Origin of the sequence: Mycolicibacterium sp. TUM20985 (assembly GCF_030295745.1) — a bacterium.
Taxonomy (GTDB): domain Bacteria; phylum Actinomycetota; class Actinomycetes; order Mycobacteriales; family Mycobacteriaceae; genus Mycobacterium.
In genome coordinates this window covers 3,035,859-3,055,042 of record NZ_AP027291.1, presented here as the reverse complement: position 1 = coordinate 3,055,042, position 19,184 = coordinate 3,035,859, and the positions used below count along the sequence as shown (strand labels likewise).

The 19,184-nt window shown below is 68.2% G+C and carries 17 protein-coding genes; 9 read left to right on the top strand and 8 right to left on the bottom strand.

Going from position 1 to position 19,184, the window contains the following annotated elements; genetic code table 11:
- Positions 1-2: 2 nt before the first annotated feature.
- Both QUE68_RS15005 and QUE68_RS15000 read right to left on the bottom strand, forming a co-directional pair.
- Complete coding sequence (locus QUE68_RS15005) at positions 3-503, bottom strand: DUF427 domain-containing protein (RefSeq protein ID WP_284226833.1); 501 nt, start codon at positions 501-503, stop codon at positions 3-5.
- Positions 504-534: 31 nt separating this feature from the next.
- Positions 535-1,212, bottom strand: a complete 678-nt coding sequence (locus QUE68_RS15000) for an MBL fold metallo-hydrolase (protein WP_286274080.1) — start codon at positions 1,210-1,212, stop codon at positions 535-537.
- A gap of 121 nt (positions 1,213-1,333) precedes the next feature.
- Between QUE68_RS15000 and uvrA the strand changes: the two genes are divergently transcribed.
- Entirely contained in the window at positions 1,334-4,222 is a 2,889-nt protein-coding gene (gene uvrA, locus QUE68_RS14995) for an excinuclease ABC subunit UvrA (protein ID WP_284230948.1), read from the top strand.
- Between the two features lie 3 nt (positions 4,223-4,225).
- On the opposite strand, the gene QUE68_RS14990 is transcribed toward uvrA, so the two are convergent.
- Together QUE68_RS14990 and QUE68_RS14985 are read right to left on the bottom strand one after the other, a co-directional pair.
- Entirely contained in the window at positions 4,226-5,392 is a 1,167-nt protein-coding gene (locus QUE68_RS14990) for a winged helix DNA-binding domain-containing protein (protein WP_286275830.1), read from the bottom strand.
- A gap of 4 nt (positions 5,393-5,396) precedes the next feature.
- The gene (locus QUE68_RS14985) at positions 5,397-5,681 is read right to left on the bottom strand and encodes a hypothetical protein (RefSeq protein WP_454786261.1); all 285 of its coding nucleotides are present in this window, start codon (positions 5,679-5,681) and stop codon (positions 5,397-5,399) included.
- Positions 5,682-5,787: 106 nt separating this feature from the next.
- On the opposite strand from QUE68_RS14985, the gene QUE68_RS14980 reads away from it, so the two are divergent.
- From QUE68_RS14980 to QUE68_RS14970, 3 genes are all read left to right on the top strand, one after another.
- Entirely contained in the window at positions 5,788-6,279 is a 492-nt protein-coding gene (locus QUE68_RS14980) for a lipoprotein LpqH (protein ID WP_286274079.1), read from the top strand.
- Positions 6,280-6,389: 110 nt separating this feature from the next.
- Complete coding sequence (locus QUE68_RS14975) at positions 6,390-8,123, top strand: hypothetical protein (protein WP_286274078.1); 1,734 nt, start codon at positions 6,390-6,392, stop codon at positions 8,121-8,123.
- On the top strand, positions 8,105-9,313 hold the full coding sequence (locus tag QUE68_RS14970) for a CHAT domain-containing protein (RefSeq protein WP_286274077.1): 1,209 nt from the start codon (positions 8,105-8,107) through the stop codon (positions 9,311-9,313). Before QUE68_RS14975 ends, QUE68_RS14970 begins: the two co-directional genes overlap by 19 nt.
- Before the next feature lie 4 nt (positions 9,314-9,317).
- Here QUE68_RS14970 and QUE68_RS29640 read toward each other — a convergent pair whose 3' ends face one another.
- Positions 9,318-9,713 (bottom strand): hypothetical protein, encoded by a 396-nt coding sequence (locus QUE68_RS29640; protein WP_455013462.1) that lies wholly within the window; start codon positions 9,711-9,713, stop codon positions 9,318-9,320.
- 332 nt (positions 9,714-10,045) lie between these two features.
- Here QUE68_RS29640 and QUE68_RS14960 point away from each other — a divergent pair, with 332 nt between their 5' ends.
- Together QUE68_RS14960 and QUE68_RS14955 are read left to right on the top strand one after the other, a co-directional pair.
- Positions 10,046-11,395: a hypothetical protein gene (locus tag QUE68_RS14960; RefSeq protein WP_284226827.1), complete on the top strand. Its 1,350-nt coding sequence runs from the start codon at positions 10,046-10,048 to the stop codon at positions 11,393-11,395.
- A complete protein-coding gene (locus QUE68_RS14955; RefSeq protein WP_284226825.1) occupies positions 11,392-12,477 on the top strand; it encodes a hypothetical protein in 1,086 nt (361 codons plus the stop codon). The genes QUE68_RS14960 and QUE68_RS14955 overlap by 4 nt, the downstream gene beginning before the upstream one ends.
- Here QUE68_RS14955 and QUE68_RS14950 read toward each other — a convergent pair.
- The 3 genes from QUE68_RS14950 to QUE68_RS14940 form a co-directional block, all read right to left on the bottom strand.
- Positions 12,471-13,847, bottom strand: coding sequence for an alpha/beta hydrolase (locus QUE68_RS14950; RefSeq protein ID WP_284230943.1), 1,377 nt, complete (start codon positions 13,845-13,847; stop codon positions 12,471-12,473). The genes QUE68_RS14955 and QUE68_RS14950 overlap by 7 nt on opposite strands.
- Before the next feature lie 96 nt (positions 13,848-13,943).
- Complete coding sequence (gene lysX / locus QUE68_RS14945) at positions 13,944-17,258, bottom strand: bifunctional lysylphosphatidylglycerol synthetase/lysine--tRNA ligase LysX (protein ID WP_284226823.1); 3,315 nt, start codon at positions 17,256-17,258, stop codon at positions 13,944-13,946.
- A 46-nt stretch (positions 17,259-17,304) separates the two neighbouring features.
- Positions 17,305-17,640: a DUF1844 domain-containing protein gene (locus QUE68_RS14940; protein ID WP_284235929.1), complete on the bottom strand. Its 336-nt coding sequence runs from the start codon at positions 17,638-17,640 to the stop codon at positions 17,305-17,307.
- A 195-nt stretch (positions 17,641-17,835) separates the two neighbouring features.
- Between QUE68_RS14940 and infC the strand changes: the two genes are divergently transcribed.
- The 3 genes from infC to rplT are packed head-to-tail and all read left to right on the top strand — an operon-like array spanning position 17,836 to position 19,156.
- Positions 17,836-18,507, top strand: a complete 672-nt coding sequence (infC, locus tag QUE68_RS14935; protein WP_284226820.1) for a translation initiation factor IF-3 — start codon at positions 17,836-17,838, stop codon at positions 18,505-18,507.
- 29 nt (positions 18,508-18,536) lie between these two features.
- Complete coding sequence (gene rpmI / locus QUE68_RS14930) at positions 18,537-18,731, top strand: 50S ribosomal protein L35 (protein ID WP_140694803.1); 195 nt, start codon at positions 18,537-18,539, stop codon at positions 18,729-18,731.
- Positions 18,732-18,766: 35 nt separating this feature from the next.
- Positions 18,767-19,156: a 50S ribosomal protein L20 gene (rplT, locus tag QUE68_RS14925; protein WP_284226817.1), complete on the top strand. Its 390-nt coding sequence runs from the start codon at positions 18,767-18,769 to the stop codon at positions 19,154-19,156.
- Positions 19,157-19,184 lie beyond the last annotated feature (28 nt).

Sequence of the window (19,184 nt, the reverse complement as noted above, 5' to 3'; positions counted from 1 at the left end):
GGCTACCAGCCCCTCGATCCTGGAATGCCCTTGAACGGGCCCTTGACCCAACTGGTGATCCAGCCGCCGTAGAAGCCGCCCGGTTGCGATTCGACCTGTTCGCCGTTCACCGTGCACCGGTCGACCTGCGCCGCCATCACGGCGATGGCGCCGGTCAGCGGTTCGAAACCCCGCGTCGGTTCCAGATAGGTCCAGCCGGCTCGTTCGGCCACGCGCGCACCGCTGACGAGGTCGTAGTAGGACGCCACGCCCTTCCATTCGCACCACGACGACCCCGGCGCCTCACGCAGCACGCCGTCCGCGAACGCGGAGGGCGGCAGGTAGTAGGTGGGTGGGTGGCTGGTCTCCAGTACCCGCCATCCGTGATCGGTGGAGGCGATGGTCTGACCGTCCAGTTCGATCGTGATCGAGCCGCGGAACTCCTCGAGCCTCGGCGGTCGCGGGTAATCCCACACCGACTCCTCACCGGGTCCGGTCTTGTCGGGTTTCGGCCATCCGCTCATCGCGTGGCACCTTCCACCATCACCATCACCATCACCAGCCCCGTTCCTTCCACTCCGCGAGGTGCGGCCGTTCGTTCCCGATCGTGGTGTCGTCACCGTGGCCCGGGTAGACGACGGTCGAGTCGGGATAGACGTCGAACAACCGCATCGACACGTCGCCGAGCAGCCGGTCGAAGTCACCGTCGCGCCACGTCTTGCCGACGCCGCCGGGGAAGAGGCAGTCACCGGTGAACAACTGAACGGCGTCGCCCGCCGCCGGCCCGCTCAGCGCCAGCGCCACCGAACCCTCCGTATGGCCCTGCAGATGGATGACGTCGAAGGTCAGCGCGCCAATGTCGATGGTGTCGCCGTGCGCGAGGATGCGGTCGGGTGGCACGGGTAGCGGCTCGGCGTCCAGCCGATGGGCAGCCGTGGGCGCGCCGGTGACCTTGGCCACCTCCTCGAGCGCCATCCAGTGGTCGCCGTGCTGGTGGCTGGTGACGATGAGGGACAGCGTCGGCGCGTGCCGAGCAATGAGGTCGAGCAGGATCGGCGCATCGTTGGCGGCGTCGATCAGTAGCGTCTGACCGGTCTCGGAACACGTGATGAGGTACGCGTTGTTGTCCATGGGGCCGACCGACGCCTTCACGATCGTCGCGCCGGGGAGGGTGCGCCGCGCAGCGGTACCAGATTCGACATGGCCGGTGTAGTTGTCGTCGACGACGGTCATGTCCGTCACGGTAGCCGTTTCGGCGGGGGCGTGACTCGGGACGTGTCGGACCCTGGACATAGCATGGTGCGGAGCGCTGTCGCGGGGTTTGGACAGCGGTATGGAACCAGAGAGGGATCAGTTGGCTGACCGCCTGATCGTCAAGGGAGCGCGCGAGCACAACCTGCGAGGCATCGACGTCGACCTGCCACGCGACTCGTTGATCGTCTTCACCGGATTGTCCGGTTCGGGCAAGTCATCGTTGGCTTTCGACACCATCTTCGCCGAGGGACAGCGGCGTTACGTCGAGTCGCTCTCGGCCTACGCCAGGCAGTTCCTTGGCCAGATGGACAAGCCCGACGTCGACTTCATCGAGGGTCTTTCGCCTGCGGTGTCGATCGACCAGAAGTCGACCAACCGCAACCCGCGCTCGACCGTCGGCACCATCACCGAGGTCTACGACTACCTGCGGCTGCTCTACGCCCGCGCGGGCACCGCGCACTGCCCCGTGTGCGGTGAGCGCATCGCCCGGCAGACGCCGCAACAGATCGTCGACCAGGTGTTGGCGATGGAGGAGGGCACCCGGTTCCAGGTGCTCGCTCCGGTCGTGCGGACGCGCAAGGGCGAGTTCGTCGACCTGTTCGAGAAGCTGAACGCCCAGGGGTACAGCCGCGTACGCGTCGACGGCGTCGTGCACACCCTGACCGATCCGCCGAAGCTCAAGAAGCAGGAGAAGCACGACATCGAGGTGGTCGTCGACCGCCTCAGCGTCAAGGCCAGTTCCAAGCAACGCCTGACCGATTCGGTCGAGACGGCGCTCGGGCTCGCCGACGGCATCCTGGTGCTCGAGTTCGTCGACGCGGACGAGGATGCGTCGCATCGTGAACAACGATTCTCCGAGAAACTCGCCTGCCCCAACGGGCACGCCCTTGCGGTGGACGACCTCGAACCGCGGTCGTTCTCGTTCAACTCGCCCTATGGCGCCTGCCCGGAGTGCACCGGTCTCGGCATCCGCAAGGAGGTCGACCCCGACCTCGTGGTGCCCGACCCGGATCTGACCCTCGCCGACGGTGCCATCGCACCCTGGGCGATGGGCCACAACGCCGACTACTTCACCCGGATGCTCGAAGGGCTCGGCGAGACACTGGGATTCGACGTCGACACCCCGTGGCGCAAGCTGCCCGCCAAGGCGCGCAAGGCCATCCTCGAGGGCTGCGACGAGCAGGTGCACGTCCGATACAAGAACCGGTACGGCCGCACTCGCTCGTACTACGCCGACTTCGAAGGCGTGATGGCGTTCCTGCACCGCCGCATGGAGCAGACCGAGTCCGAACAGATGAAGGAACGCTACGACGGCTTCATGCGCGACGTCCCGTGTCCGGTCTGCGAGGGCACGCGCCTCAAGCCGGAGATCCTCGCGGTCAGCCTCGCCGCGGGAGACGACGCGAAATCCATCGCGCAGGTCTGCGAGTTGTCGATCGCCGACTGTTCAAAGTTCCTCAACGGGCTCACGCTCGGCACGCGTGAGCATGCCATTGCGGGCCAGGTGCTCAAGGAGGTCCAGTCGCGGCTGGGCTTCCTGCTCGACGTCGGCCTGGACTACCTGACGCTGTCCCGCGCGGCAGGCACGCTCTCCGGCGGTGAGGCACAACGCATTCGGCTCGCCACTCAGATCGGCTCCGGGCTCGCCGGTGTGCTGTACGTGCTCGACGAGCCCTCGATCGGGTTGCACCAGCGCGACAACCGCAGGCTGATCGACACGCTGGTCCGCCTGCGGGATCTCGGCAACACGTTGATCGTCGTCGAACACGATCTCGATACCATCGCCCACGCCGACTGGGTCGTCGACATCGGTCCCGCGGCGGGTGAGCACGGTGGCCTCATCGTGCACAGCGGCACGTATGCCGACCTGTTGACCAACCCCGAATCCATCACCGGTGCCTACCTTTCCGGCAAGGAGAGCATCGAGGTGCCGGCCATTCGGCGTCCCATCGATCGCAAGCGGCAGCTCACGGTCGTCGGCGCCAGGGAGAACAACCTGCGCGAGATCGACGTGTCCTTCCCGCTGGGCGTGCTGACCGCGGTCACCGGCGTCTCGGGGTCCGGCAAGTCCACGCTCGTCAACGACATCCTGGCGTCCGTTCTGGCGAACAAGCTCAACGGCGCGCGTCAGGTTCCCGGTCGCCACACCCGGATCAACGGAGTCGACCAGCTCGACAAGCTGGTGCGCGTCGACCAGTCGCCGATCGGACGCACGCCGCGGTCCAACCCCGCCACCTACACGGGTGTCTTCGACAAGATTCGGACCCTGTTCGCGGCCACCACCGAGGCGAAGGTCCGCGGCTACCAGCCGGGTCGGTTCTCCTTCAACGTCAAGGGCGGCCGCTGCGAGGCGTGCTCGGGTGACGGCACCATCAAGATCGAGATGAACTTCCTCCCGGACGTGTACGTGCCGTGCGAGGTCTGCCACGGCGCCCGGTACAACCGGGAAACGCTCGAGGTGCACTACAAGGGCAAGACCATCTCCGAGGTCCTCGACATGTCGATCGAGGAGGCGACGGGCTTCTTCGAGCCGATCACGTCGATCTACCGCTATCTGAAGACCCTCGTCGACGTGGGGCTCGGCTACGTGCGGCTCGGGCAGCCGGCACCCACGCTGTCCGGAGGTGAGGCCCAGCGCGTGAAGTTGGCCGCCGAACTGCAGAAGCGGTCGACGGGACGCACGGTCTACGTGCTCGACGAGCCGACCACCGGGCTGCACTTCGAGGACATCCGCAAGTTGCTCAAGGTCATCAACGGCCTGGTCGACAAGGGCAACACGGTCATCGTCATCGAGCACAACCTCGACGTCATCAAGACCTCGGACTGGATCGTCGACATGGGTCCGGAGGGCGGCGGCGGGGGCGGTATGGTCGTCGCCACCGGCACCCCGGAGGACGTAGCCGCGGTGTCGGAGAGCTACACCGGTCAGTTCCTTGCCGAGATGTTGCCGACGCCGGCGCCCGCGAAGAGGCGGCGCAAGGTCTCCTGAGCGCTACGTCGCCTTGGACAGCGGAGACGGGAAGCGAGGGGCAATCCGCACCCCGTCGAGCCATTCGGTGAGTTGATCGGCCTTGCGCGCCAACGCCTTCGACGCCCTGGCGTCGAGCTTCTCGAGGAGCTGCACGACGACGCGGCCGTCGCCGTCTTGAGTCCAGCCGCCGACGATCCGACCGTCGCACCACGCCGTCGGGCCGGCGTTGCCGTTGCGGTCGAACACCTGGGCCAGATGCTCGCCGAGATACCAGCCCCTGTCCTGCCAGCCCATCGTCGTCACGTCGAGGCCGGGCAATAGGGCGCACCAGCGCTCGCACGGAGCGTCGGCCTCCAGGTCGTCGGGTAACGCGACCCCGGCGGTCCCGTCCATGTCCACCTCGACGGCGCCGACGTCGCGCAGACCCTCCCTGGCCCACGTCAGGGTGTGTCCGAAGAACCACTTCACGTCGTTGACGGTCGCGGGTCCGAACGTCCGCAACCACGTCTCGATCAGGTGCGCCCGGGCTGCGTCGTGATCCATCGGTGCTTCGATCGTCCCGAGCCACTCGACGGCGGCAGACCACTTCGGGCGCGACGTCGTCCAGCGGCCCTCGTTGGGCCCGCGGAGCAGATGCCCCTCGACGCCCAGCACCGTCAGCACCCGGGGTGAGATGGGCCCCGGCCCACCCCAACTCTTGCCGGGCGCCGGGTCGTAGGTGCCCGCCAACTCGGGCAGGGCCGCACGAAGCTCACGCGCACTGGCATGGCCGTGCTCGTGCAGGTGCTCGAGGACCGCGCTCGACGCCGCCGCCAGCCACGCCTCACCGTCTGTGGCGATGCCTGCCCTGACGACGTCGGCGATCAGCCTCTTGCGCTCGTTGCCCGCCACCCGAGCGCTCGCCGCCGCCTGCACGGCCGCCAGGTCGTCGACGTCGAACACCCACAGCGTGCGCCGCATGGCGAGGTGCTTGACCACGTCGCGATCGTCGTACAGGGCGGCGTCGAGATCACCGACGCCAAACCCGTTGCGGCGCGCCCATAGTGACAGATACGGCGTGGCCGGATCGGTGGCGTGCAGCCCCACGAAGGTGCGGGCGAGGCCGGCGACGGTCAGGTCGGTCGGCTCGGCGAGGAAGTGGCGGCGCGCCAGCCTCGCCCGCCGCTCCTGGACGGTGAAGGACCGCAGCACGTCAGCTCCCGTCGGGCTGGTCCCGCATCGACGCCCTGATCTCCTCGAGCCGATCGTGCGCGGCGCGCTGCCGGGCTTCGTATCGTTCCTCGACGTCACGGCCTTCGGCGGTCTCCGACGCCAACTCCGCGGATCCGATGGCGGTGCCGTAGCGGGTCTCGATCTTCTCCCTCACACCGTCGAAGGTCGGAACGCCTTCGGGCGTGTAGCCGGTATCGAGCGGTGCCGCCGGGAGCGGGTCCGGTACGACTTCCGCGTCGATGATCTCGTCATCCGGTTCGGCCACGTGCTCACCGTACCCCCGTCGATTGTTGGGATCGGTAGCAATTCGGCTCGCCTGTACTTGCCTCACGACGACGCCATCGGGGCGGAGCGAATGAAGGGAACTCCTGATGAAGAAGATCGTGACGGCGGGCATCGGTATCGCGGCAACCGCATTGGTTCTGGTGGGCTGTTCGGACGACAAGGGGTCGACGCCCGCGTCCAGCACGCCCGCCGCCAGCACCGCCGCCCAGGTGAGTACCAGCGGCAACACCGAGGTCAAGGTCGAGGGTCAGGACCTGTCCGGGCTGGACCTCAAGTCGGTGACCTGTGTCAAGGCGGCGGGGAAGATCAACGTGGCCAGTGGCGCGGTCGGCGGGCAGCAGGGCGTCGGCGTCGTGATGACGGACGAGGCGACGCCGGTCGTCGAGTCGTTGGGCCTGGTCGTGGACGGCAACGCGCTCGCCGTCGCCCAGATGGGTGGCATGAAGAGCGGGTCCGCGGACGTCGCGGTCGACGGCAGCACCTACACCATCACCGGTGAAGCACAGGGCGCCGATATGAAGAACCCGATGGCGGGCATGATCACGAAGAAGTTCGAGATCAAGGTGACCTGCAACTGAGAGGTCATCCCGCGAGGAGTGGCGGACGTGCCTGGCACGTCCGCCACTTTCGCCACTTTCGCCAGTTCCGACTTGCGCCGTGGGCGTCCACGGCGACCTATGATGCAGCCGTGTCGATCCCAGGGGAGCTGGAGCGGGCCCGCCACCTGGCCTTGGCCTCCGAGGAGACGGAGGCCAAGGAACTGCTGCTGTCACTGATGCCCCAGATCGAGGCGGCCGACCGGGACGACTGGATGCTCGAGACGCTGGCCCAACTCGGCGAGCTCTATCTGGTCCGCACGGCGTATGACGGCGTCCGCGAGGGCGCCCGTCGCATCCGCGATTGCCTCGCGGTGTATTCGTCCATTCTGGAGGGCACCGCAGCGCCGGACGAGGCTGCCGCATCGACCATGACGACGGTCGAGATGCGCCACCTGATCCGCCGATACGGACGCCGGGCCGGATTCCTCGAGACGGGCCTGGCCGCTGCCAACGGAGACCACGAAGGAGCGGCGGTCGCGCTCGCCGCCCTGGACGACGGAGACGACGATTTCGCCGAAGAACACGACTATCTGCTGACCCTGGCGCGAATCGTCTGCGCCGAGGGCTTGTGCGACGACGATCTGCACGTGCGGTCGGTGTCGCTATGGAAGAGCGTCATCGAGCACGTCGAAACATCCTCCCGGTCCGGCGAATCCGCCGACAACCTGTTGGTTCTGGGCGCTCTCGGGTACGCCAGATTCTGCATCGAGACCGGCCGGCTCGACGACGCCGCACCCTGGCTCCGCCGGGCGGAGGCCCGAGCCGAGGCGCGGGGTTGGGAATTGGCCACCGCGCGAGCCCAGTTGGAGCGCGGCGCAGCCAGCTGGTCGGCCGGCGACCGGGCGGGCACCGAGGCGCGAATGTACGAGGCGTATCCGGTGATCGCGCGGTATGCCCGCGCCAACGACGTCTCGCGGTGCTGGTTGTTCTTCGGGCTCACCAGGATGTCCGCGGGTGTACTGAAGGCCGCCGACGAGTGCTGGGAGCACGCCGAACGTCATTGGCGCGAGCTGGGGAAGCCACTGCACATTCATCGTATTCTATTGCAGCGCAGCTGGATCGCCATCTTCAGTGGGCGCTACGCCGAGGCCATCGACATGGTGACGCAGGCCCGCGCCTGCCTGGACTCCTCGCCGCGGAGCAGCTGGCTGGCCTACGCGAGGCTCGACGATCACCTGGGCAACGTATGGCGGGCCGAGGCGCTGGCCGACCTCGGCTTCGACGGTGCGGGCGACCCCGATCTGGACTGGGATGCCGCCGAGGCCAGGTACCGCTCGTCCTCCGGTGTCATCACCGGGGTGGAGGCCGGCTCGCCGCGTCACCGCTCGGCGATGGAGAAGCTGGAGCGGGCCGCAGAACTCAAGGTCCCGGCGTCGCTGGCCGTCGACTCGGTGCGGTACTCGGTGGCCGACGCGAAGGCTCGGGCGCAGTGGGCCACGTGCGTGTCGGCACCGCTGCTGGCCGGCGCCTTCGCCGTCGCGTCGGATTGGGAGAATTCCGACCTCGTCAGCCAGCTCATCGAATATCACAGTGCCCGTGGAACCTTCAGTGCAGAACCGTTGGATTCCGCAATGACGGAGTGGTCGACGGTGTCCACGGCGGCAGCCCCGATCACCGACGTCGACGAGCTGGCCCTGGTGGCGGCGGGGCCACCGATCACCGACGGCACCGGGTTGACCCGGTTGGGGCCCCTTCCTCCGCTGCGCATGGACCCGACCACCGGCCCGGTGCTGGACCACTACCGGGAACTGGCACAGCAGCGGTACGGGCAATGCGTCACCGCGGCCGAAGCGGTATGGGAGACATGGGAGGCGGGGTCCTGAGCCCCACTCTGATCCTGCGGTTCGCCGACGTCGGGGTGGCCACCTACGCCAGTCTGCGGGTGGTCGGGGAGCCGGCCCGCACGCTCACCTGGGTGGTCAAGGGGGTCGACGTCGACGCGGTGCTCGACGAACTCGGCCAAGCGCTGCCCGAGCCGACGGCGGGGGAGCCGGTCGCCGACGCACTGGCCAGAGCGTTGACGGAGGGCTCGTTCGCCACCGCGGCCACCGAACTGTCGCTTGCTCGACGTCTCGGTGCGGCGATCCTCTCCGCCGCCGCCTGGGATCTGCTGAGGGACTGCGGGTCCACGTCGGGGACGGCGCTGTTCGTCTCGCCGAGTGCGAGATTGGGGCGCGTGCCGTGGGTACTCCTGGCCCCGCCCGACGACGGGCCCGATGCGCACCGATTGGTGGAGCTCGCCGACGTGCTGATGGCCGTCCCGCCCAACATCGTCAACGCCGTGCGGCCACGGACGGCGTGGGCCGATCGTCGGCACCGCTTGCCGTTACTGGTACTCGATCCGCGGGTGCCGGGCCAACGTCCGGACTCGGCTCTCGGTTCGGTCCTGGGCCGGCCGTCGGCGCACACGCGGCTGGCCGAGCACTTCGCCGACGACGTGCAGCGGGTCCTACCAAAGGTGGCCGCCTCGACCGAACTGTTCCGCCGCACCGACGCCGACCGGGACTGGTTCGCGGCGATGCTGGCCGAGGAGCCCCGCCGACTGCTGTACGTCGGTCACGCCAGCGTCGCCGAGGACCGGTCCGGGCGGGCGGATCAGGCCGCGCTGCACCTGGCGGAGGATGAGCCCCTCACGGCGGCGGCCATCATGGGACGCCGGATGCCGATGCCGCCCCGGGTGGCGCTCGTCGCGTGCGCGTCCGGCGGGGACTACCGGTTCGACGAGGCGACGGGACTGGTCGCGGCGATGATCCTGTGCGGTGCACAACTGGTGACTGCCACGCTGTGGTCACTGCCGACCACCGCGGGGTACCGGCACTCGATCGGCGGTTCGGCCGATCCCATGGCGGATCTCGTCATCGCGGTGGACGACGCTCACGACGAGCACCACGGCGGCTCTGCGATCAACGAGTGGCAGCGAGAATGCTTGCGCCAGTGGCGCTCCGGCGACGCGACGGCGAGCCCGCTGTACTGGGCGGCACTCGTCACCTTCGCCGTCGACGGCGCTCGCTGATCGGTCAGGCGGGCGGTACCGAGACCGCGACGGCGGTTTCGTCAGTGCTGCGGTAGTAGGCGTCGACGACGGATCCGGGGGCCACCTTGGTCATCGCCGACTCGGGGATCAGCGCGGTCTCGTGTGCGGGGAACTGTCCGCCTGCGGGTCGGCGAACCATCAGGTCGAGTTCGACCTCGCGGTAGTCCTCGCGGGCGGCGCCCGTCGCCCTCATCGCGGTCACCACGCACCTCGACTTGGTCCCGTTCCTGATCAGATCCATCTGCGCACTGGTCACCAGCCCCTTGCGCACGAGCATCTGATCGAACGCCGTGCGTACCGCCGCCATGTCGTCGGCGAGCGAAAGCCGTTCGCGCATGGTCGGATCGAAGGTCACCAGAAGGAGCACGCCGGGGCGCATCCCGTTCAGCGCCGCTTCGTCGGAGGGTCGACCCAGCCGACCGACGAAGTGCTGTCCCGAGATGCACTCGACATCGACCGTGATGAGGCCATCGACGGTGCGGACGGTGCCGAGGCCGACCCCCGGAGATGTGCCGGCGGGCAGGGGCTCCGGCGCGGCACGCAGGGCGCGCGAGAGCGCTCTGCATAGGAGCGTGCCGATCGCGGCGGCGAGAGCGAGCACAACGGTGAACAGCAGGGCGTCGGACATGCCATCAGCATCCGGTCGCGCAGTCCCTACCGAACCCAACTTTTGGGTGCCGGGTTCGGGGAGGGACGGCCTATTGTGAGCCGATGACCACGGCTCGCCGCCTGGTGGCCGATACCGGCGCCCTGGCCCCCGACGCCGGTGCCGTACTGCCGCGCCGGGCGGTGATCGACGAGGCCTGGCGGGCGATCGGGCCGGGCGTCGAGGTGTTGAGCGGCATCGATGGCGCTCCACTGAGGAGGACCGTCAAGCGCATTCTGGACCCGCTGGTGTTTCGGCTGCGGGCCAACCCGCAGTTCTCGGCACCCGTCGTAGCACCGTCCACGGCTGCGGCCATGCGGCAATTGGTGGTCGAGCGGGCACCCCAGTTATGTGCTGCCGCAGCCTGGTTCGCGCTTCTCAAGCTCGAACGCCGCAAGCTGCGCATCACGGCGGGCAACGCGCAGGAACTGTACTTCCCCGTGTGCTTCGAGCTGGCGGTGAACAGGGGCGTCCCGGCATCGGACGACCGTGCCGCCGCCGCGGCGGTGCTGCGCGGCCTGCACGACGACCGGGACCGCACCGGCATCGAGGTGCTCAACCGCTTCGTGGGCGACGAGCAGGTGGTGGCGCAGCTGTCCCGTCAGCTGGAGCGCAGCTGGTGTGACGTCCGACCCGGAGGCGCGATCACGGGGCCGTTCCTGGCCGGCCTCACCACCGTGCTCGGCGCCGCAGGGGGACACAACGCCGAGATGGCCAGGCAGCGGGTCTGGTCGGCGCTGATCGCCGACGCGACGCCCTACAACTTCGGTGCCGAGGCTCGCCTCCGCGACGCAGAGCTGCCCTGGTCGATCGTGGACATCGGGCTGAGTTCGCTTGCACCGCAACCGCGTCCGCCCATGCAGTGGGGAACCGAGGGAGACCCGCCGCTGAATCGGAGCGTGGTCGACCGGGTCAGGGCGACGTTGCGCCGTGCGTTGGACCGCGATGAGCTGCCCGACATTCCGCAGCTGTGCGCCGAGGAGGTCGACCGGGCGTGCGCTCCCTGGGGGCTGCTCGCCGAGGACAAGCAGGCCGCGCTCGTCGTCGGCATCGAGTTGTCGGTCGGTCTGGATCCGTTGAGCGGCGCGTCGAAGTCCCGCTACGCGCTCTCGGACTGCATCGCGGCCCGGCTGCGCAAGGAGGCCTACGTGCTGCACGCACGTCGCTACCTGGTCGACGGTGGACCGATTCATCCCCGGCAACGCCAGGTGATCGACGATCTGTCGCACTTCGCGAGGCCCTACCTGCGCAGGCTGTGGGCCCGGCTGCACGGACGCGACGTCTGGCAGGAGCCCTGTGACGACGTCGACGAGCTGAGGATGTTGCTCGAGGGCGTCGCGCGTTCGGTCAGTCTCGATCACCGTCAACGCATCAAGTCCATGCTGGAGCTTCAGGAGTACGAGGTGCTCACGTGACGTTCGTGGCCGAATCGGGCCTGTGGGTCATGGGTCCACCCGTTGCCGACGTGCCCGCGGTGGCGGTGCTGGAGGTCAGCGGCGCGATTCTGGAGTGGACCGTCGACGACCCGGGAGGCGCATCGGCGGTGCGGATGTCGGTGACCGACGTCGCTGCCGCGGACTGGCTGTGGCGTGTCGTCGGTCCCGCGGGGCACGCCGCGATCGCCTCGGGTGTCGCACCGGGTGAGGTGGACCTTCAGGACGCCGCGGTCGCACCCTTGCGGCGTCTCGCCATCGGGTTCTGGCTACGTCGGTGGTGGCCGCAGAGCAGCCGGGACGGGGTCGTGCGTCTGGACCGCGCCTTGCTCGACGCGGAGTTGGCGGTCCTCGTCAGCGCGGCGCAGGAGTTCTTCACCGAGGACACCCTGGATTCCGACGTCGAGGGGTTGCTCACCCCGCACCGGGCGGCTTTGCATGCCTTCGAGCTCGGCGGCGACCCGCGGGTCGAGGAGCTGGTGCACGCCTGCGCCGAGCTGGCCGACGACGTCGGCGCGTGGTCGACCGGGCTGCCCGAACCTTCCTTCGCCGCGGCCGATCAGCGCCGTGACGACTACGCGCTGGCGGCCGGTCGAGCCGACCGCACTCCGGACGGGATGGCCCGCGGCGTCGCATCGGTCGACTGGGTCGCCGTGCCGCCGGGCATCTTCGACGCCGCGGAGCACACGATCGACTGGTCGGTGGAGCCGGCCGACGCATCGGTGATCGCCACCGTTCGCGTCGCGCTGACCGGTGCGGCGTCCGCGGGTGGGATCGACGTCGCGTTGCACTCCGACTCGGTGAGCGGCCGCGGAGTCCTCGACGCCAACGGAACGGCCGCGATGACCGTCACGCATGACGACGGCACGCCGCTGACCGAGAACCAGGCCTGGGACCACGACTGGTCGACGACCCGCATCACCGTCGGCCACGACCGCTCCGTCGCCGCCACCGAGGCGGCGGCCCTGCGGCAGCGAGTACGCGACGTCGCGAGGTCACGGCTGGCTCAGCCCGGGCCCGATGCGTTCCTCGCCGAGATCCTGGCAGCCGAATCCGACTACTGACTGTGCGACGGGACCGGCGGCGGGCCGGGCAGCCCGATGACCGGGACTCCGGGTGTGCCGACCTTGCCCGCCAGCCACGGCAGCGCAGCGCCGAAGGCCTGCTCGGCGAAGGGCCAGTCGTGCCTGCCCGGTTGCATCACCACCGCGCAGCTGATGCCGTTGGCCGCGCCCAGCGCACACAGTGAGTTCGCCGCGGCCGCTTGATCACTCACGTGGGTGGCCGCATCCTTGCCGCCGAGCCCGGTTCCGTCCGCGTTGGCTGCGTTCATGACCGTCGGCCCACCCGACGAACCCGATCCGTTGATGTCGAACCACCCCGATAGCCCGGTGTAGGGGCCATGCCGGGTGATAACGGTGGTGGGATCGAACGCCGCGTATGCCGCGGCGTTGCCACCGAACAACCGGTCGATGGTCTGCTGCTTGGTCCCGGAGTTGGGTGCCAGATCACCCGCGATGTCCTCGAAGGTGCTGAACATGTCCGGGTGCATGGTCGCCAGATCCACCGCGCAGGTGCCACCCATCGACCAGCCGACGAGGCCCCAGTTCGCCCGGTCGGTGCTGACACCGTAGTGGGCCTCCATGAAGGGCACCACGTCCTTGATGAGGTGATCGGCGGAGTTCCCCCGCGAACCGTTGACGCATTCGGTGTCGTTGTTGAATGCGCCGCCGGTGTCGACGAAGACCAGCACCGGAGCATTGCCTCCGTTGGCCGCGGCGAAGTCGTCGATGGTCTTGATCGCATTTCCCGCCCGTAGCCAGTCGCCGGGGGTATTGAACTCGCCACCGATCATCATCAGCGTCGGCAGATGTGGTGCCGGGTTCGTCGCGAACCACGCGGGCGGCAGGTACACCAGCTCGCCGCGGTGCTTGAAACCCGACGCGCCTGCGCCGATGTCGACCGGGACCACCACACCCTTGGCCGGGATCTGGTGCCTGATCTGCATCGCCGTGACCGTCGCCTGGTCGGTCTGATCGGGCAGGGGACCCTCGGTCAGCTGGTTCCACGCGGTCTGGACGGTGGGGAAGTAACCGACCCACAGATTCACCGCGAGCGCCGCGCAAAGAAGGCACAGCGGTAGCCCGGCGGCCGATGCCGTTCGACGCCACCACCGGGCGTCGCGCCAGCCGACGACCGACAACACCGCCGCACCGCCGGTCACGACGAGCCAAACCCACAGCAACTTGGGAGCTGGGTCGTCCGAGATCCCCTGTGAGGAGATGATCCAGTAGGCCACCGTCGCCACCCCGATGCCGACGACGACCGCGACGGGCAGCCACACCAGGCGCCAGCGGCGTGTGCGCCAGCCGATCGCGGCCAGCAGGACCGCCACGGTGACGGCTTGAATCGTCCACGGCAGCCAGCCGTGCATGAGCGAGAGGTGTTGTTGCCGAAAGTCTCCGGCTGCCGACCACAGTGTCACGACGCCATGGTGGATGCCTTCGCTGACGGTTGGCTGTGAATGCTCCTACCGAGGCTTGGCCAGCGGGAAGGGCAGCGTCTCGCGGATACTGCGGCCGGTGATCAGCATGACCACCCGGTCGACGCCCATGCCCAGCCCGCCGGTCGGCGGCATCGCATACTCCATCGCCTGCAGGAAGTCCTCGTCGAGCTCCATGGCCTCGGGATCACCGCCTGCGGCGAGCAGGGACTGCTCCTGGAGGCGGCGGCGCTGCTCCACGGGGTCGGTCAGCTCGCTGTACGCGGTGCCCAACTCCACGCCCCACGCCACCAGGTCCCATCGTTCGGCGACGCCGGGCAGGCTGCGGTGTGGCCGGGTCAGTGGTGACACCGACGTCGGGAAGTCCTTGTAGAACGTCGGGTTCTCGGTGCGGTCCTCGACGAGGTGCTCGTACATCTCGAGCACGACGGCGCCGGGGTCCCAGTGGGTCTGATAGGGGATCTTCGCGGCGTCGGCGTAGCGGCGCAGGGTGGGCAGGTCCGTCTCGGTGTCGACGTGCTCGCCGAGCGCCTCGGAGACCGCGCCGTGCACGGTCTTGACGGCCCATTCACCGGAGATGTCGACGGGCTCGAGGCTGCCATCCTCCCGAGGGCGCATGACGACGTGAGCTCCGTTGGCCGCCATCGCCGCGTTCTGGATCAGTTCTCGGCAGCCGTCGATCCACACGTTGTAGTCCGCGTGCGCCTGATAGGCCTCCAGGAGGGTGAATTCGGGATTGTGGCTGAAGTCGACGCCTTCGTTGCGAAAGGCACGGCCCAGTTCGAACACCCGCTCCACCCCGCCGACGCAGAGCCGCTTGAGGTAGAGCTCCGGCGCGATCCGCAGGTAGAGGTCCAGATCGTAGGCGTTGATGTGCGTGACGAACGGGCGAGCGTTCGCACCGCCGTGGATCTGTTGCAGGATCGGCGTCTCGACTTCGAGGAAGTCCTTGGCGAACAAGGTCTCTCGAATTGCGTGCAGCACGTGGCTGCGGGCCTTGATCAGGTCGCGGGACTCGGTGTTGATGGCGAGGTCGACGTAGCGGGTACGGACGCGGGCCTCCTGGTCGGTGAGCCCCTTCCACTTGTCGGGGAGCGGGCGCAGACACTTGCCGATCAGCCGCCAGCCGTCCACCAGCAGCGAGGGCGTACCGGACTTGCTGGCGCCCATGCTGCCGGTGACCTCGACGAGGTCCCCCAGATCGATGGCCTTGGTGAAGTCGGACGTGCTGCCCTGGGCCAGACGCGAATTGTCGAACAGCAGTTGAACTTCGGCGGACCAGTCGCGCAAGTCGGCGAACAACACCGAACCGTAGTCGCGAAGGCGAAGCACCCGTCCGGATACCGTGACCGGCCCGGTCGTGGTCTCGAGCGCCTGGGCGACGGTGTGACTCGGCGCCCTTCCGACGGGATAGGCGTCGATGCCCTTGTCCTGCAGGGACTTCAGCTTGGCCATCCGGACTCGCACCTGTTCGGGAAGCCGGGGGACCACCTCGTCCTGCGGACCCTCGATCTCGAGGCCCCTCAGGTCGGGGGCACTGCCGTCGTGCTGCAGCCGGCCCGACCTGACCAGGTTCTCCGGTGCCGAGATGTGCTGGCCGGTGTGTTGTTTGGTCCGACGACTGAACGGCAGGATGAGGAAGCCCTCGGCGATCACCGACGCGACTCCCACGCGTGGGATGAGGCGCGCATCCTCGTAACAGGCAAACCGCGGTACCCATTCGGGCATGTACTTCATGTTGGACCGGTACAGCGTCTCCAGCTGCCACCAGCGGGAGAAGAAGACCAGCAGCGCTCGCCACAGCCGCGCGACCGGGCCCGCGCCCAGTTGGGCGCCCTCCTCGAACGCCGAGCGGAACATCGCGAAGTTCAACGAGATGCGGGTGATGCCGATGTCCTCGCCCTGCAGGCACAGCTCGCTGACCATCAACTCGTTCGTGCCGTTGGGCGACTGCGGGGACCGCCGCATCAGGTCCAGCGACGCGCCGTTGGTACCCCAGGGCACCAGCGACAGCATGGCGACCACAGTGTCCTGCCCGTCGTCGCCCGGCTGGATCGCTTCCACCAACATGCAGTCGCCGTCGGCCGGATCACCTAGTCGCCCCAGCGCCATCGAGAAGCCACGTTCGGTCTCGGTATCGCGCCAGTCGTCGGCGCGCCGGATGACGTTGGCCATCTCGTCGGGCGTGAGATCACGATGGCGGCGAATGCGCACGGTGAGCCCCGCGCGTCGCGCCCGGGTGACCGCCTGACGCACGGGCTTCATGTCGGATCCTGACAGTCTGAACTTGTCCGGGTACAGGATGGCCTCGTCACCGAGTTCCAGCGCGTTCAGGCCGGCCTCCCGAAACGCTTGCGCCGCAGTAGCGCTCGCGCCCATCACGCCGGGCGCCCAACCGTAGGACTGGCACAGCGTCAGCCACGCATCGATCGCGGCGGGCCAGGCGCGGGGGTCGCCGAGCGGGTCACCGCTGGCCAGGCAGACGCCGACCTCGACGCGGTACGTGATCGCGGCCCGCCCATTGGGGGCGAACACCACCGACTTGTCGCGACGGGTGGCGAAGTATCCGAGGGAGTCGTTCTTGCCCCACAGTTCGAGCAGGCCGCGGATGGCCGACTCGTCCTCGCCGGTCAGCGCGTTCTCGGCCCGCTGCGACTGGAACAACACGACGGCCGCCACCATCAACGCGAGGGCGCCGAACAGCCCCAGCAAGGCGTTGACGAAGACGTGTGGGTGATGCCCGGAGAAGGCGTCGGCGTCGACCCCGGCGAACACGACGACGCGGTTGGCGGCGTACGGGAGTCGCTCGTCGCGGTCCAGGGACCCCGGGAACATCTCGAGCAGAGCCCAGCCGATCAGGATGCCGATCGCCATGCCGGCCGCCAGCGTCGCAGCGGCCTTGAAGAGCGCCCCCCGCCGCACCTTCGCCCAGAACTCCTTGCGCGCCAGCACCAGGAAGGCGATCGCCGCGACGTGGAACCCGAGGCCGATCACCTCGCCGATGTCCTCCGTGACCGACTCCGGCCCGGTGGACAGGTCGGCGACGTTCCAGCCGATCGCGGCGACCATGTAGAGGACGAGGATCCACCACGCCAGGCTCTTGCGGGCCGCCAGCGCCGCCGCGAGCAGGGCCAGGACGAAGGCCCAGGCGAAGCTGGTGTCCGGGAAGTTGAAGATGTAGTCGTTCACCCACTCGCGCGGCACCTTGATGGTCCACCGCACCAGCGGTGAGATGCTGGCGATGAGCGACAGGGTCGCGATCACGCCGACGAGCCAACCGGCGGCGGCGGGAACCCACCGGAAGGTCGACGTTCGATGCTGCTTCGGCGTGGTCAGCGTCATAGGCCGCGAGGATATTCGCTCTGGCCGTGAAATGGGTCGAACGTGGTTACCAGACGGGGCCGGTGTACTTCTCTCCTGGGCCGTGGCCGGGTTCGTCGGGAAAGGCGGAGGCCTCGCGGAACGCCAACTGAAGTTGTTTGAGGCCGTCGCGAACCGGACCGGCATGCGGTCCCAGGTACTCCGCGGACGCCTTCACCAGCCCGGCCAGCGCCGTGATCAGACGACGTGCCTCGTCCAGGTCGCGGTAGGGCGATTCCTCGGGATCGTCCTCGGAAAGTCCCAACTTCTCGGCGGCGGCGCTCATCAGCATCACGGCCGCTCTGGTGATCACTTCGACGGCGGGAATCTCGGCCAGTTCGCGGATGTTAGGGACATCGGTCATGCCTGCTAGACTTGCACGCGCGACCGTCCCGGCATACGCCAGGACAGCAAGTGGAGTCCCGCTCCCACCGCTGGCCACCTAGGTACAGCGGTCCGGTCACACACACCGAGAGGTGCGTGTTCTGCGTTTCACGCAGGCGACGCAAGTCGTGATCGGTCGGCATCGGGCCCTGCAATGTGCAGGGCCTTCTTGCTGATGGCTGGGCCCCGCCAAGACTACATAGGAGGCCCCATCAGCACTGAGACCCGCATCAACGAGCGCATACGTGTACCTGAAGTCCGCTTGATCGGACCCAACGGTGAGCAGGTAGGCATAGTGCGCATCGAAGATGCACTCCGCGTCGCCGCGGATGCCGATCTCGACCTCGTCGAAGTTGCTCCAGCCGCCAAGCCCCCGGTCTGCAAGATCATGGACTACGGCAAGTTCAAGTACGAGACGGCACTCAAGGAGCGCGAGTCTCGCAAGAACCAGCAGCAGACCGTCGTCAAGGAGCAGAAGCTCCGGCCCAAGATCGATGACCACGACTACGAGACCAAGAAGGGTCACGTAGTGCGGTTCCTCGAAGCGGGTTCGAAGGTCAAGGTGACCATCATGTTCCGTGGACGCGAGCAGTCGCGGCCCGAACTGGGTTACCGGCTCCTGCAGCGGCTGGGCGCCGACGTCGCCGACTTCGGCTTCGTCGAGACGTCCGCCAAGCAGGACGGCCGCAACATGACGATGGTGCTGGCACCACACCGTGGCGCGAAGACCAAGGCCAGAGCCGCTCACGATGCCGCGGCCCCGCAGGCGCAGCGGGCGGCACCGGCACCGGCCCCGGCCGAGCCCGCGGTCGCACCGCCTGCGGACGCACCACCAGCGTCACCATAGAACTGATCCACCACGAGAACTGAGGACTCATGCCCAAGGCCAAGACTCATAGCGGAGCGTCGAAGCGCTTCCGCAAGACCGGCACCGGAAAGATCGTGCGCCAGAAGGCCGGTCGTCGCCACCTGCTCGAGCACAAGGCAACCAAGCGCACCCGTCGTCTCGATGGACGCACGGTCGTCGCGGCGAACGACGCCAGCCGCGTGAACAAGATGCTGAACGGCTGACCGCAGCTTTCCCCTACGAGATTTAGGAACACCCCATGGCACGCGTGAAGCGCGCACTCAACGCCCAGAAGAAGCGGCGTACCGTACTGAAGGCCTCGAAGGGCTACCGCGGCCAGCGGTCGCGCCTCTATCGCAAGGCCAAGGAGCAGCAGCTCCATTCGTTGACCTATGCCTACCGTGACCGCAAGGCGCGCAAGGGCGACTTCCGCAAGCTGTGGATCACCCGGATCAACGCCGCGGCCCGCGCGAACGGCATCACCTACAACCGGCTGATCCAGGGCCTCAGGTTGGCCGGGGTCGAGGTCGACCGCAAGAACCTGTCCGAGATCGCGATCAGCGACGAGGCGGCGTTCACGGCTCTGGTCGAGGTCGCCAAGGCCGCCCTTCCCGAGGACGTGAACGCGCCCTCGGGCGAGGCCGCCTGATAGAACCTCTCACCGAACGTTCGGCCCG